This is a genomic window from Ruegeria sp. HKCCSP346, assembly GCF_017872595.1.
Taxonomy (GTDB): Bacteria; Pseudomonadota; Alphaproteobacteria; order Rhodobacterales; family Rhodobacteraceae; genus Ruegeria.
Genome location: NZ_JAEDOT010000005.1, coordinates 89,772 through 103,561, shown reverse-complemented (window position 1 = coordinate 103,561; position 13,790 = coordinate 89,772). Strand labels below are relative to the sequence as shown.

Annotated in this window: 13 protein-coding genes; 11 read left to right on the top strand and 2 right to left on the bottom strand. The window is 56.5% G+C overall.

Annotated elements, in window-relative coordinates; all coding sequences use genetic code 11:
- Positions 1–3 precede the first annotated feature (3 nt).
- From I9185_RS14905 to I9185_RS14895, 3 genes are read left to right on the top strand one after another with little or no spacing between them, the layout of a single operon-like run.
- Positions 4–843, top strand: a complete 840-nt coding sequence (locus I9185_RS14905; protein ID WP_171229417.1) for a carbohydrate ABC transporter permease — start codon at positions 4–6, stop codon at positions 841–843.
- Complete coding sequence (locus I9185_RS14900; RefSeq protein WP_210093434.1) at positions 840–1,874, top strand: Gfo/Idh/MocA family oxidoreductase; 1,035 nt, start codon at positions 840–842, stop codon at positions 1,872–1,874. The genes I9185_RS14905 and I9185_RS14900 overlap by 4 nt, the downstream gene beginning before the upstream one ends.
- A complete protein-coding gene (locus I9185_RS14895) occupies positions 1,871–2,866 on the top strand; it encodes an ABC transporter ATP-binding protein (RefSeq protein WP_171636408.1) in 996 nt (331 codons plus the stop codon). Before I9185_RS14900 ends, I9185_RS14895 begins: the two co-directional genes overlap by 4 nt.
- Positions 2,867–2,925: 59 nt before the next feature.
- On the opposite strand, the gene I9185_RS14890 is transcribed toward I9185_RS14895, so the two are convergent.
- A complete protein-coding gene (locus I9185_RS14890) occupies positions 2,926–5,157 on the bottom strand; it encodes an adenylate/guanylate cyclase domain-containing protein (RefSeq protein ID WP_348539747.1) in 2,232 nt (743 codons plus the stop codon).
- Between the two features lie 57 nt (positions 5,158–5,214).
- On the bottom strand, positions 5,215–6,165 hold the full coding sequence (locus I9185_RS14885) for a FecR domain-containing protein (RefSeq protein ID WP_245223586.1): 951 nt from the start codon (positions 6,163–6,165) through the stop codon (positions 5,215–5,217).
- Between the two features lie 512 nt (positions 6,166–6,677).
- Here I9185_RS14885 and I9185_RS14880 point away from each other — a divergent pair.
- The 8 genes from I9185_RS14880 (at position 6,678) to I9185_RS14845 (ending at position 13,749) form a co-directional block, all read left to right on the top strand.
- The gene (locus tag I9185_RS14880; RefSeq protein ID WP_171636406.1) at positions 6,678–7,106 is read left to right on the top strand and encodes a hypothetical protein; all 429 of its coding nucleotides are present in this window, start codon (positions 6,678–6,680) and stop codon (positions 7,104–7,106) included.
- Positions 7,103–7,768 (top strand): MotA/TolQ/ExbB proton channel family protein, encoded by a 666-nt coding sequence (locus tag I9185_RS14875; protein WP_171636404.1) that lies wholly within the window; start codon positions 7,103–7,105, stop codon positions 7,766–7,768. The genes I9185_RS14880 and I9185_RS14875 overlap by 4 nt, the downstream gene beginning before the upstream one ends.
- A gap of 31 nt (positions 7,769–7,799) precedes the next feature.
- Complete coding sequence (locus I9185_RS14870) at positions 7,800–8,126, top strand: biopolymer transporter ExbD (RefSeq protein ID WP_171636402.1); 327 nt, start codon at positions 7,800–7,802, stop codon at positions 8,124–8,126.
- A 4-nt stretch (positions 8,127–8,130) separates the two neighbouring features.
- The gene (locus tag I9185_RS14865; protein ID WP_152460515.1) at positions 8,131–8,508 is read left to right on the top strand and encodes a biopolymer transporter ExbD; all 378 of its coding nucleotides are present in this window, start codon (positions 8,131–8,133) and stop codon (positions 8,506–8,508) included.
- The gene (locus I9185_RS14860; protein WP_210093433.1) at positions 8,505–9,653 is read left to right on the top strand and encodes an energy transducer TonB; all 1,149 of its coding nucleotides are present in this window, start codon (positions 8,505–8,507) and stop codon (positions 9,651–9,653) included. The genes I9185_RS14865 and I9185_RS14860 overlap by 4 nt, the downstream gene beginning before the upstream one ends.
- A gap of 198 nt (positions 9,654–9,851) precedes the next feature.
- Positions 9,852–11,774, top strand: coding sequence for a DUF3604 domain-containing protein (locus I9185_RS14855; RefSeq protein WP_209835068.1), 1,923 nt, complete (start codon positions 9,852–9,854; stop codon positions 11,772–11,774).
- A gap of 158 nt (positions 11,775–11,932) precedes the next feature.
- Positions 11,933–12,763 (top strand): peptidylprolyl isomerase, encoded by an 831-nt coding sequence (locus tag I9185_RS14850; protein WP_171636396.1) that lies wholly within the window; start codon positions 11,933–11,935, stop codon positions 12,761–12,763.
- Positions 12,760–13,749 (top strand): HupE/UreJ family protein, encoded by a 990-nt coding sequence (locus tag I9185_RS14845; protein WP_171636394.1) that lies wholly within the window; start codon positions 12,760–12,762, stop codon positions 13,747–13,749. Before I9185_RS14850 ends, I9185_RS14845 begins: the two co-directional genes overlap by 4 nt.
- Positions 13,750–13,790 lie beyond the last annotated feature (41 nt).

Genomic DNA, 13,790 nt, shown 5'->3' with positions numbered 1-13,790 from the left:
GCAATGAACAAGGCACGCTCCAATCCACTGAACACCGCCGCAATGCATGGTGCGCTGATCCTTTACACTCTGATCGCGCTGTTCCCGGTTTTCGTGATCATCATCAACAGCTTCAAAACGCGCCGGGCCATCTTTCGCGAGCCGCTTGCCTTGCCTGATGCCGAAAGCTTTTCCTTGATCGGCTACCAGACGGTGATGAAGCAGGGGGATTTCTTTCTCTACTTTCAGAACTCGCTGATCGTCACCGTTGTTTCACTGGCCTTTATCCTGCTGTTCGGCGCCATGGCCGCCTTTGCCCTCAGCGAATACCGATTCAAGGGCAACATGTTGATGGGCCTGTATCTGGCGCTTGGGATCATGATCCCGATCCGCATCGGCACCGTGGCGATCCTGGAGATGATGGTCGCCACAGGGCTTGTGAACACGCTCTGGGCCCTGATCTTCGTCTACACGGCACAGGGTTTGCCGCTGGCGGTGTTCATCCTGTCCGAGTTCATGCGCCAGGTCAGTGATGACCTGAAGAATGCAGGGCGCATCGATGGGCTTTCGGAATACACGATCTTTTTCCGGTTGGTGCTGCCTCTGGTCCGGCCTGCCATGGCGACCGTCGCCGTGTTCAACATGATCCCGATCTGGAACGATCTCTGGTTCCCCTTGATCCTGGCACCCGCTGAAGAGACCAAAACCCTGACGTTGGGCAGCCAGGTCTTCATCGGCCAGTTTGTGACCGACTGGAACGCGGTTCTGTCCGCGCTCAGCATGGCGATCCTGCCAGTTCTGGTGCTCTACGTCATCTTCTCGCGCCAGCTGATCCGTGGTATCACCTCAGGAGCTGTCAAATGACCCGGGTTCTGATCGCTGGTCTTGGCAACATGGGCCTGAGCCATGCCTTGGCCCACCATCGCCACCGCGACGCACGGATCGTGGGGCTGGTCAACCGCACAGGTCATGTAGACCATCCCGAACTGTCAGGCTATCCGGCCTATCCGGATTTTCAGGCGGCACTGGCCGAGACAAACCCAGATCTGGTTGTCGTCGCAACCTATTCCGACAGCCACGCAGACTTCGCCTGCGCCGCAATGGAAGCAGGTGCGCATGTCTTTGTTGAAAAACCACTGGCCACGACAGTTGCGGACGCCAGACGCGTGGTCGCAAAAGCAGTGGAAACCGGCCGGAAACTGGTGATCGGATATATTCTGCGGCACCACCCGTCATGGATGCGACTGATCTCGGAGGCGCGCGATCTCGGCGGGCCGTATGTCTTCCGTCTGAACCTGAACCAGCAAAGCAGCGGGGGCGAATGGGAAACCCACAAGGCCTTGATGCAGACGACATCGCCTATCGTCGATTGCGGCGTGCATTACGTCGATGTGATGTGCCAGATCACCGATTCCGATCCCGTCCGCGTGCATGGCATGGGCCTGCGGCTGAGCGATGAGATTGCCGAAGACATGTATAACTACGGCCAATTTCAGGTGATCTTCGAAGACGGCTCGGTCGGCTGGTACGAGGCTGGCTGGGGCCCGATGATGTCCGAGACTGCCTTTTTCGTGAAAGACATCGTGTCCCCCAACGGATCGGTATCAATCACCGATGGCAACAAGGGCGCATCCGCGGATATTGACGGCCACACCAAGGTTGGCGGTCTTCTGGTCCACCGCCCTGACGGTGACCGGACGATCGAAATGCCGGATGAGCCCGGCCATCAGGAACTCTGCGACGCTGAACAGGCCTATATGCTGCGCGCCATCGCCGAAGATTTCGATCTGACCCGCCACATGAACGACGCCGTGCAATCGCTGGCCATCTGCCTGGCCGCTGATGACAGCATCCGTACTGGCCAACCCATTTCGCTGAAAGAGGCACGCACATGACCGCCCTGACGCTGCAAAACGTGAACAAATCCTTCGGCACCGTCGAGGTTCTGAAAGACATCAATATCGAGGTGGAAGACGGCGAATTCGTCGTCTTCGTCGGCCCCTCGGGCTGTGGCAAATCCACCCTTCTGCGTGTCATCGCGGGGCTCGAGGATGTGACGTCGGGCGAAGTGCGCATCGGCGGAGAGCTCATGAATCTCACCCCGCCTTCGAAACGCGGTATCGCGATGGTGTTCCAGAGTTACGCTCTCTATCCCCACTTGAACGTGCGCAAGAACATGTCATTGGCGCTGAAACAGGAGGGCCAGAGCAGGCAGGTCATCGACGAGCGTGTCGAAAGGGCAAGCAAGATGCTGAACCTCGAACCTTACCTTGACCGGTATCCTTCCGAACTGTCCGGTGGACAGCGCCAGCGCGTCGCCATCGGTCGTGCCATCGTCCGGGAACCAAAGCTGTTTCTGTTCGACGAGCCTCTGTCCAATCTCGATGCGGCTCTGCGTATGAATACACGGTTGGAAATTGCGAACCTGCACCGGCAGCTTGACGCTTCGATGATCTATGTGACCCACGACCAGACCGAGGCAATGACTCTTGCCGATAAAATCGTCGTTCTGCGCGACGGGTGTGTGGAACAGGTCGGCAGCCCGATGGAGCTTTACAACAATCCCGCCAACCAGTTCGTGGCCGGTTTTCTTGGGGCACCGTCGATGAATTTCTTTCCTGCCAGCATGATCGGCGAAAGCGCGGACATTACAACGGGTATCCGGCCGGAAGACCTGTTTTTGTCTGACGACGGTCCGGTGGTCGCAAACGTCACCCATGTCGAGCATTTGGGCGGTGACACCAACGTGATTGCTATGATGCAGGATCACCAGATCACCGCGCGCCTGTTCGGGCAGCATCAGGTTGAAGCCGGTCAGAGCATCCGATTTGGATATTCTCCTGGCAGGGTCTATCGCTTCGACGCACAGGGTGCGCGTCTCGCGTGACAGTCACTGACGCAGGGCTCTGGGGGCCGAAGTCAGCCGACTTTTCCATGCAGCGCCGCCTAAACACCACCGGCTATTCTGGTGTTTCGGGTGAACATGACCGGCCCGGATGATGAGGCCGCGCGGAAATCAGCGGCGCGACCCGCCAAAGCGCGATAGAACTGGCGCAATCCGGGTTCGATATCTGCGGCAAGTTGTTCGCAATGCTGACACATGCGCACGATGTCGCCCTGAGGTTTTCGGGTTCTCAATGCTGCAATCAACTTACCGTGCCGAGCAACGAGTTCCTGGAACGCGTCGGTCTTCCGCAAAGCGGAATCTCCAACCAGAACAAAAACGGGCTCTGGGTTGGCTTTGCCTTTCAGGTCAACTTGGCCTGCCTGCAAAAATGCCAGGTCATCTCGCCCGGCTTGATACGCCGCGTCTGAAACGACAATGTCATACTCGACCGTTCGACAGCATTGTTCGATCCGTGCCGAAACATTCACGACGTCTCCAATAACCGTATAGTTGAACCGTTTTTGCGATCCGATGTTGCCGACGCAGGCCTGCCCCGTGGCGATTCCGGTTGCCAGCGCTATCGGCTTTCGGTTCCGCATGATCTCGGATGCATTGAACTGTGCCAAGGCACGCCGCATCCTGAGCGCGGCAAGCCCTGCGCGGCACGGGTGGTCCGCAACAGGCAAAGGCGCGTTCCAGAAGGCCATGATGGCGTCACCGATGAACTTGTCGATCGTACCACGCTCATGCAGGATCTGATCTCCGAGCTTAGAAAACAGCGCGTTCAGCAAGGATACAAGTTCCGTTGCCGACGCGGACTCGGACAGAGCGGTAAATCCCCGGATATCCGAAAACATCACGGTGATTTCCTGACTTTTTCCGCCCAATTGCAGCTGGTGGCCCGAATTCTCCATTTCATCAAGGATTTCCGGGGCCACGTAATGCGAAAAGACTTTTCGAATCTGGCGCTTTTCGCGCTCGGTCGAAACAAAAAGATACCCCGCCAGCAGACCGAAATTTGCGATGCCTCCAATCAGGGGGAAGGTGGCATCGAACAGGATGGATTGGTTTTGAAAAACCAGCCAACTGATTGCAAGAACGGCTGCGGCGGCTATGCCACCGGCGATGAAGGATGCGATGGCACCAAAGCTGGACATGACGGCAATCACCACAAGCCCCAGAAACGCAAAGGCAAGCAGTTCCTGTGCTGCGGTTATGTCAGACCGGCTGAGCATTTCCCCTGTCAGAGTCTGCTCGATCATCTGGGCGTGAATCGAAACACCGGGGACGCTTTCGCCAAGTGCCGTCTGGTGAATATCGAACAAACCGGCAGCGGAAGTTCCGATCAGGATAATTCTTCCTTCGATTTCAGATCGCAGCCCAGGGTCTTCAGTACCTTCCAGAACATCCTTGGCTGAAATGTAAAGGTCGGGGCTGTCCCGCCGGTACTTCAGCCAAAGCTCGCCATTCTCGGTTGTCGGCAAACGGTATCCGGCGATTTCGACGGCCAGCATGATGCCAGCCTCGTCAGGCGCGCCTTCCACAAAAATGCTGGTCTCACCCAGGGCGACCCTGAGGGCTTCGACGGCAAGGCTTGGCAGCGGACCGTCCGGACCGTTCCAGAGAACCGGTGCACGTCTTACGATGCCGGTCCCACCGATGGGCGAGACATTGACCCCGCCGACACCCGCCGCCGCCCGATCCAATGGTGGCGCGATCGGCGTCCAATGCGGAACCGAGATCAGCCCCTCGGCGGGGCTTTCCCCGAATTCAATGATTCCGGCCTTGGCCGCAATGGGTTCACCTTTGGCTGACAATCGCGCGGCCACGCCCAGCACCACGGGCCAGTAGGCCATTTCCATTCCAAGCAAGACATCGTTGTCCAGCTTTTCGGCATGGCGTTCCACAGTCAGTACGCCCGCCAGCGATGGATCATTCAGAAGGCGAGACGGCGAATACCGGTCAGGTTCGGCAAACAGCATGTCGAACGCAATCGTCGCGGCGCCGTAGTCACCCAGATTTTGAACCAACTGCGCAACCAAAGTGCGGGGCCAGGGCCATTGTCCAAAGCTGGCAAGCGAAGCTTCATCAATATCCACGACGCGCACGGGGAGTTCGGGATTGAACTCCCGCGGGGATAATCTTTGCAAAACGTCGAAATAGATCAGGCGCGTCATTCGAACCGGGTACGGATCCCACGCCCGGATGAAGCAACCCAAAAGGATCAGCCCCAGCCCCACGAGGCGGAAGGCCCATCGCCCGTTCCTGGATTTCCGCACCTTGTCGCTCACACCATCCTCCAGACAAATGGAACTGGAACTGCGTGTTAAACAGCAATTCCCGAGCAATTACGGATCAGTTTCTTCCCGCTCTGGTTCGTCCCGTTCGGGCTCCTCAGGTTCCGGTTCGTCCCGTTCGGGTTCCTCATGTTCAGGTTCTTCCTGCTCCGGTTCTTCTCTGTCGGGCTCTTCCTGCTCAGGTTCTTCGCGTTCGGGTTCGGCAGGGTCCGGTTCTTCTCTTGCCGGTTCATTGTTCGCGGAAGGCGAAGGTCCAGTGACCGTATTCTGCGCTTTACGTTGCTGAGGAGGGTCTCTACGGGCTTCCGACCGGTCTGTCTCGATGCGCCGTATGGGCGCTCCATCACCTGAGCACCCTTCAACGCGTACCTGCAAAGGGGGCAGCAGTCCTTCCTGAGACTGAACGAATGGAAACCCGCTTTTCAGCGCTTGTTCGTATTGCGCCTGATCGGCAGGCCGTCCAACTCCTCCGTCTCCGCTTGTTGCGAACATGCTGCATTGACGCCCCGAAGACCTGCACGCGCCCTGACTGCCGCACATGCGGACCGTACCTTGCAGGACAAGCATCGCGCTTTGCTTTTCCGACACGATCCACATGTCGAAGGTGGTGCCGCGCACGGCCATTGTCGCCGACGGAGTCCTGATCGAGTATGCTTTCTTTCGGCTTTTTCCGGAAATAAACCGAAAACTGCCACCCAAGGCCTGAACGGCAAAGCTCTTGGCTTTGCGGTTACTTCGCAGCATGGACACATCCAGCACCATGCGTGCGTTGGGGCCGATGGCAATCTTGGTGTCATCCACAAAAACGATCTGGATTACGCCAGTCTGATCAGTGCTGAGCGCGTCGCCGGACGCAACCTCCATTCCTGAATAAATGGGTTGTGCTTTTCCCGCGCGAACGACTTGGGCGCCTTGTTTGACGCTAATAATTTTTCCGATGTTGGCGATGGTCTGCGACGGTATGGCCACGACAACGCAAAGAACCATTACAATCTTTAACAACGACAAACTCGAACCCCTTCCCCCAATGGGCTTTAAAGCACGGAAACCGCGCTGTGCTCGACGCTTGCCTCTCGAAAAGCATGTTATTATTCATATGCATTAAAAATGTAGACAAATATGCATTATTTTTCGCGCTTTTAGCAAGAATTAAGTGAAAACGACGTTCCAAATCCGCTTTGGGGGCGCTTCTGTGCAGCCTTAATCGGGCGCAGTTTCGAACCTTTTGTTGCGGCTTAAGCACCTGTTTGGAAAAAGTGCGACTTTTCAAATTAGATCCGACATCAACTTGCTGGGTGTCCAGATGCGCTGAGCAGCATTGTGTGCAGTTGAAATTCTGATTGCGCAGCGTATGTCTTGCCGTGACCGTACGTATATCAACACGCGCTGACGACCCTTTTACTTTGCCACCCTTCGCGGCTCTTTAATGTGACATGTCCCTCGGGTAGAAACGCAGATGGGAAAGCTGACGGTCGCTGCCCGATTGTTCCAGCGCTGCAACACGGAGTCTGTTCATGCTGTTTCGTCGCATTATGGTCGCGGCCATGTTTTCTGGCTGTTTGCTGTCCACAGCGCCTGCACAATCCGATTCTGCTGCACGGCTCTTTGTGGAGCTGAACTCGGCCGAGAATGTCGCCAACGCGTGCAGGTTGACGTTTCTGGTCAAGAATGAAACCGGGCAGCCAATCGACGGTGCCGTGTTCGAAACCGTCATTTTCGACACCGAAGGTGGTGTTTTGAACCTTTCACTTTTCGACTTTCGTGACTTGCCCGCCGACCGGCCCCGGGTGCGCCAGTTCGACCTTCCCAACAGAACATGTGACACAGTTGGACAAGCCTTGATCAACGGCGCGAACTCCTGCGTCGTGGATGGTTCCGAAAGTGACATATGCGACAGCACCCTCACGCTCAGCAGCAGGGTGGAAATGGAGTTGTTGGGATGAGTCCTGTAGCCGCACTACGTGAGATATTTGACCTCGGCGGGCCGGTGGTGGCGATATTGATCGCCATGTCGGTTTTGACGCTGGCCGTCACCCTCTACAAACTCTGGCAATTTGCAGCCTGCGGTGTCGGGCGGCACAAGGTGCTGTCTGAAGCTCTGGCAGCCTGGGACGCAGGAGATCACAGTGCCGCGCGCGCAAGGCTGGCGGACAGCAGCAGCTATCTTGCCCCTATTGTGGGCGCGGCGATGAACGCATCTGGTGTTCCGGGGGCCGATGACCGGCTGGATGCCGAAGCGGGTTTGGCGCTTGCCGGGCTGGAACGTGGTTTTCGTTTGCTGGACACCGTGGCGCAGCTGGCGCCTTTGCTGGGTCTTTTTGGTACGGTTCTGGGTATGATCAGTGCTTTCCAAAGCTTGCAAACCGCTGGATCATCGGTTGATCCGTCTCTTTTGGCCGGCGGGATCTGGGTGGCCCTGATCACCACGGCCGTTGGTCTGGCCGTTGCGATGCCAACGTCGATGGTTTTATCCTGGCTTGAAAGCCGAACCGCACGCGAGCGTGTTTTTGCGGACAAGGCTTTGCGTACGGTTCTGGTTCCCGGTCATTCCATCCAAAGTACAGAGGCAGCGGCACAGGCCCCGGTCGCCCCAGAACATGCGTAACACTGCGCCTTTTGTGCGGCGGCGCATGTCGATGACACCCCTTATCGACGTGATCTTTCTGCTGTTGCTGTTTTTCATGCTGTCCTCAACGTTTTCGCGGTTCAGCGAGATCGAGTTGAGCAGCGCCGCCACAGGCGGGAATGCCGACGCAACGCCGCCCGAACGCCTTTTCGTGCAACTTGGCCCCACACGTGTTGTCCTGAACGGTCAACCCCTGTCGCTTGAGGAATTGTTCGATCAGGTCCAAGCCGGTCAGGTGTTGGTGAGCCTTGATCCGGAGACAACTGCGCAACGTCTTGTGGACCTGCTTGTCCCATTGCGTGGGCGCGAAGGTTTGACGGTCAGGGTGTTGGAGTGAGGCAATGATCCGTTACATCCGACCCGGTCGAAATCGTGATTCCACCATTCCGCTGATCAACGTCGTCTTTCTGATCCTGATCTTTTTTCTGATTACGGGTACGATTGCACCGCCATTGGATCCCGATCTGGATCTGGTGAATACAGCGGACCTTGACGGCCGCGAGCCGCCGGATGCGCTTGTTCTTCATCGGGACGGGACATTGAGCTTTCGCGGCAATCCGATCGAGGCGGAAGCTTTCATGGCCGCGCATGACTCGGGGCCTGTGCGGATCGTTCCGGACAGGAATGCGTCGGCCTCTCGATTGATGGAGATCACCAGCAGTTTGCGCCGGTTGGGTGCGCCAACCGTTTTTCTGGTGACCGAACAGGCCCTAGAATGATCAGGCGGTCCATTTCTGTTGCAATCATTGCAATTTCGATTTCCGTACTGGTGCATCTGATCGGCTTGATTGTCACGGTGCCAGAGTTGTCAGATCCGGCTTCCGGGGAACCCGGTACCGACACAATCGAACTCAGCAACGCGTTCGAAGAGTTGGCCGATACCAGGATCGAACCCGTACCGCCCGCGCCGGATGAACCGCCAACCCCTCCGGTGGAACCGCCAACCCAGCCGCAGGAGGCAGAAGTTCCGACAAGTGATGCCCGCGTGGCCTCGCCGAATCCGCAAGAGACGTTCACGCCCGATACCGGGAATTCAACGATTATCCAGCCGAGGGCGCCGGATGAGATTGTCGTGGACCCTATAGACCAGAACCTAAAGGATGAAGGCGAAGCCGCTGAAGCGGAAGGCGCTGCGTCGGCAAGGCCTGAAGCGTTGGCCGAAACACCCGAGGTGCCTAAGGAAGAGGCGGTTGCTCCGGTTGAGCCTTCTTCTGCCGAAGAACCGGTGTCCAAGGAACAACAACAGATCGCCGCGTTACCGGTCGAGGTGGCTCCGGTTGTTCCGGAAAACACGTCCCCACTTGAACCTGTGATACCGGAAGAAGCGTCAGAACCTCTGGATGAAGACGCCGAATTGACCGTACCCGATGCCAGCGTGGACGGATCCGAACAGGCCGTAGCCACGTCATTGCGGCCTCGCCTTCCAGACCGACGCCCGCAACCCACCCTGCGGGGTGCGTTGGATCCGTCAAGCAACTTTGACGCTCTGAGATTTCCGGAGCAGACGATTGAATCACCGCTGGCTACGTATCAAAGAGAGGGTGTCGACGCCTTCCGACAAAACCGGGGCGGCACACGTTCAGGCGGGCGGGGGCCGGGAAATTCAGACACCACGAACTATGCAGGTCAGGTTCTTGTTCATCTGAACAGGGCGCCAATCGTTTACGTTGCCGGTCGAGGTTATGCGCGGGTGTTTTTTCAGATTGACCCGGATGGTTCATTGGCCTGGGTTGATGTCGTCGAAAGCTCTGGCTCGCCGGAAATAGAGCGCGCAGCCAAAGAACAGGTTCGAACCGCCGCACCTTTCCCGCGCCCGCCGGGGGGCGTCAGCCGGAAGCTTTCATTTTACTATCAGATAAGATGATCCGACGGGTCTTGTCAGGTGAACACGATTAGCGATCACCCTAAGGGCTTTCGCCGAATTCCCTGATTGCGCGGGTTTGCAGCTCTGAGATTAAAATACCCTTTGGCCGATAGAATGTGATATAAGAAAATGGGAATATAATAATGGCGCGATGAAATTCGCCCTCATAGCTAAGTATTCCTGAACTGGGAGGTCACTTTGTTTCGGAAGTCTGCTTGCATAATCTCACTCATATTGGTCCCCGCTGTTGTTGGTGCCGACGCCGTACCCAGCGAAGATGCTGCCGAGGGATTGTTTTCTGATCAGCCGTATTCCCCTTACGCCCAACGCACATTTCCTGAACGTCCATTATGGGGGGACACTCACCTTCACACCGGGCTTTCGCTGGATGCGGGTGCTTTCGGGAACACCTTGCTGCCGGATGAGGCGTGGCGTTTCGCCAAGGGTGAGCAAGTCATTTCTTCAACGGGCCAGCCTGTAAGACTGTCACGACCATTGGATTGGATGGTTCTCACGGATCACACGGACCTGATGGGGTTCGCGCCGGATTTGCAGGCTGGTAAGCCGGGCGTTCTTTCTGATCCCAAAGGACTGGAGTGGTACAAGGGGTACAAGGCCGGCGGGGAAGAAGCCGGTAAAGCGGCTTTCGACATCATCACCAATTTTTCGCAAATGACACTGCCGGAAATCCTGTTGGAATCGTACAGCCCCGGTGCCGATGCATTTGCCTTTACCTGGGAAAGCATCGTTCTGGCGGCAGAGCGGCACAATGACCCCGGCACTTTTACCGCTTTCATCGGCTTTGAATGGACCTCGGTACCGAAAGGGTTCAACTTGCACCGTAATGTCATGCTGCGCGATGGGCCAATCAGGGCGCTTCAAATGGTGCCGCCGGTCACGCAGCCGCCTTACGGTGATACGGATCCAAAGGCGCTTTATGCCTGGCTTGAAGAGTATCAGGAAAAAACGGGGGGGCGTGCAGTTGCCTTTGCCCATAACGGGAACCTGTCGAATGGGTGGATGTTCCCAACCGAAGACACCTATCACGGCGGCAAGGTTGACGAGGAATATGTCGCGGCCCGCGCAAAATGGGAGCCCCATTACGAAGTCACCCAGATCAAGGGTGACGGTGAAGCGCATCCTTTCCTGAGCCCGGATGATGAATTTGCCGATTACGAGAACTGGGACGTCGGCAATCTGGACATAACCGAGTTGAAAACCGATGACATGCTGGCCGGAGAATACGCCCGAGAGGCATTGAAACGCGGATTGATGCTGGAAGAAAAGTTTGGCGTGAACCCCTATAAATTCGGCATGGGGGGTGCGACGGACAGCCATACCTCTCTGGCCACGGCCGAAGAAGACAACTTCTTTGGAAAATCCGTCAGCGTCGAGCCCTCAGCCTCGCGTATCAAGCATCCGTTCATAGCCAATGACCTTGGTGAAATTCCCGGCGACCTGCTTGTCGCCTCCGGATACACGGCTGTCTGGGCTACTGAGAATACACGCGCGGCGATCTTTGACGCGTTCAAGCGCCGCGAAACCTATGCAACGACCGGGCCAAGGATCGGCCTGCGGTTCTTTGGCGGATGGGATTTCAGTGAAGCTGATGTTGAAACCCGTTTTCTGGCCAATGTTGGCTATACCAAAGGGGTGCCAATGGGTTCGGACCTGCGCCCGCGCGAGGGTGAGGCTGCGCCAAGCTTCCTGATCGCCGCTCTGCGCGACCCGGTTGGTGCCAATCTTGACCGTGTTCAAGTGATAAAGGGATGGCTCGATTCTGAAGGTGCCTTGCAGGAAAAGGTCTACGACGTCGCATGGTCGGATAACCGCGAGGTCGATCAAAACGGCAAAGTCCCTGCGGTTGGAAACACTGTGGACGTGGATACTGCCAGCTGGACCAACACAATCGGAACGGCCGAACTTGTCACCGTATGGTCAGACCCGGATTTCGATCCGAATGCGCGCGCATTTTACTACGTCCGCGCCATCGAAATTCCAACGCCGCGTTGGATCCTGTATGACAAGTTGAGATATGGTATCGAATTGCCCGAGGATGCAGTGCTTACGCATCAGGAACGCGCCTATTCGTCCCCGATCTGGTACACCCCGGCAGAGTGATCCGTTCTGCGATTGGAACACAAGCCGAGTTAATGACCTTACCTCGGTGCGTCCTCCGCGTTACTGTAACACGCGGAGGGCATCATCATGCAAAAACCCGACCCGATGACGCCAACATCTGAACAAACAATCTGGCCACGTTTCACGCAGGAGGCTTGATGCGAGTACTGAAAGAACCTCTGCTCCATTTTTTTTTGATAGGAGCGGCAATTTTTGTTTGGTTCCATATTGTAGCGCCGGAAAGCGAGAACGTTGAATATCTTGAGAAAATAACACTCGACCAGGATGACGTTGCGCTTTTGTCCGCTCGTTTCGAAGCGCAGTGGAAACGCCCTCCAAGCGATGCGGAACTGAAGGCTTTGGTCGACGCATCCATTCGTGAAGAGGTTCTGGTCCGGGAGGCAAGACAACTTGGTCTGGATCGCGGAGATCCCTTGATAAGGACCCGGCTGAGCCAAAAAATGGATTATCTGACCGAAGCCATTGCCACTTCCATCGTTCCGAATGACGAAGATCTGGAGGTTTTTCTTCAGGAAAACGCGGAACGCTATGCAACGCCTGTCATGGTGGCTTTTAATCAGGCCTTTCTTGGAGAGGAGCCCGGAGAGGCCGAAATCGAGAAAGCCCTGGCCACCCTGCGCGCCAAGCAAGACATCTCCGATCTGGGCGGTTCGACCTTGCTGCCGGCATCAATGCCTTTGTCCGCGACGCGGGTTGTCGAGTCGGTCTTTGGAGGAGGGTTTTCGCATAGCATAACAGAGGTCGAAAAAGGTCAGTGGACGGGTCCGATCCGGTCAGGTTACGGTATCCACCTTGTCGAGGTCGTTGCGGTCGAGCCCAGCCGAACACCGCCACTTGCTGAAATTCACAATACGGTGCTGCGGGACTGGCGCCGCGCGATGAGTGAAGATCTGGCGCAAGCGCAATATCAGTCTCTGGCCGAAAAATACGAGATTGTGGCCCCCGATCTTTCAGGCCCGGCTAAATGAGAGCTTTGATCTGCTTCCTGTTTGCGCTGCTGTTTGTGTGGCCTGCAAATTTCGCTGCTGCGCACGCGCTTGATCCGGGATTTCTGGAAATTCGTCAGATTGCCTCTGACACCTGGAGCGTTCATTGGCGAAAGCCCGACGTGAATGGCCAACCGATGGCGATTGACGCAGTTTTGCCAGATGGCTGCACTCCGGCGCGTGGCCCGGATCCCATTTCCGACGGTCGAGGGTGGGTTTCGTCCTGGGTCGTCGAATGCCAGGCGGGTATCGCGGGCCAACCCATTGCCATTGAGGGCCTTGAGACTCAGAGAAACGACGTGCTGGCGCGTGTGCATCCCCAGGATGCGCAACCTACTACGTTTCGTTTTACACCGGATATCAATGTTCAAATCATACCTTCTGAACAGTCGACATGGTCAGTGTTTGCCGCATATTCCCAGTTGGGATTTGAACACATACTGGAAGGTTGGGATCACCTTTTGTTTGTCTTTGCGCTGTTTGTTCTGGTCCGCGATCCATGGAAACTTGTCGGAGCCGTAACAGCGTTCACACTTGCGCATTCAATAACCTTGGCGCTGGCAACGATGGGCGTTTTGAATGTTCCCGGACCACCAGTCGAGGCCGTTATCGCATTGTCCATCGTTTTTCTGGCGATGGAGATCGTCAAAGGTGGCGAAGGACGGTTCCGGCTTTCAAAACAGAAACCCTGGATCGTTTGCTTCGGGTTCGGGCTTTTGCACGGCCTAGGTTTTGCAGGGGCCTTGGCTGATATCGGGTTGCCCCCTAACGATATTCCCGCGGCATTGCTGGCCTTCAACCTCGGTGTCGAAGCCGGGCAGCTGAGTTTTATTGCTGCCTTGGCTCTTTTGATGGCGACCTGGCGGCTGATCGCGTTTCCGGTTGGCAAACATGCCACGGTCTTGACCGCGTATGGGATCGGCTCAGTGTCAATGTACTGGCTGATAGAACGCATAAGCGGTTTTTGAACCGCGGCGAAGTCGCGAGAGTTGAGCAAGATTTTGTGGAT

Excerpts from the sequence above, each read along its gene's own strand:
- I9185_RS14905 (WP_171229417.1), top strand. The coding sequence starts at position 4 with ATGAACAAGGCACGCTCCAATCCACTGAACACCGCCGCAATGCATGGT.
- I9185_RS14900 (WP_210093434.1), top strand. The coding sequence starts at position 840 with ATGACCCGGGTTCTGATCGCTGGTCTTGGCAACATGGGCCTGAGCCAT.
- I9185_RS14895 (WP_171636408.1), top strand. The coding sequence starts at position 1,871 with ATGACCGCCCTGACGCTGCAAAACGTGAACAAATCCTTCGGCACCGTC.
- I9185_RS14880 (WP_171636406.1), top strand. The coding sequence starts at position 6,678 with ATGCTGTTTCGTCGCATTATGGTCGCGGCCATGTTTTCTGGCTGTTTG.
- I9185_RS14875 (WP_171636404.1), top strand. The coding sequence starts at position 7,103 with ATGAGTCCTGTAGCCGCACTACGTGAGATATTTGACCTCGGCGGGCCG.
- I9185_RS14870 (WP_171636402.1), top strand. The coding sequence starts at position 7,800 with ATGACACCCCTTATCGACGTGATCTTTCTGCTGTTGCTGTTTTTCATG.
- I9185_RS14865 (WP_152460515.1), top strand. The coding sequence starts at position 8,131 with ATGATCCGTTACATCCGACCCGGTCGAAATCGTGATTCCACCATTCCG.
- I9185_RS14860 (WP_210093433.1), top strand. The coding sequence starts at position 8,505 with ATGATCAGGCGGTCCATTTCTGTTGCAATCATTGCAATTTCGATTTCC.
- I9185_RS14850 (WP_171636396.1), top strand. The coding sequence starts at position 11,933 with ATGCGAGTACTGAAAGAACCTCTGCTCCATTTTTTTTTGATAGGAGCG.
- I9185_RS14845 (WP_171636394.1), top strand. The coding sequence starts at position 12,760 with ATGAGAGCTTTGATCTGCTTCCTGTTTGCGCTGCTGTTTGTGTGGCCT.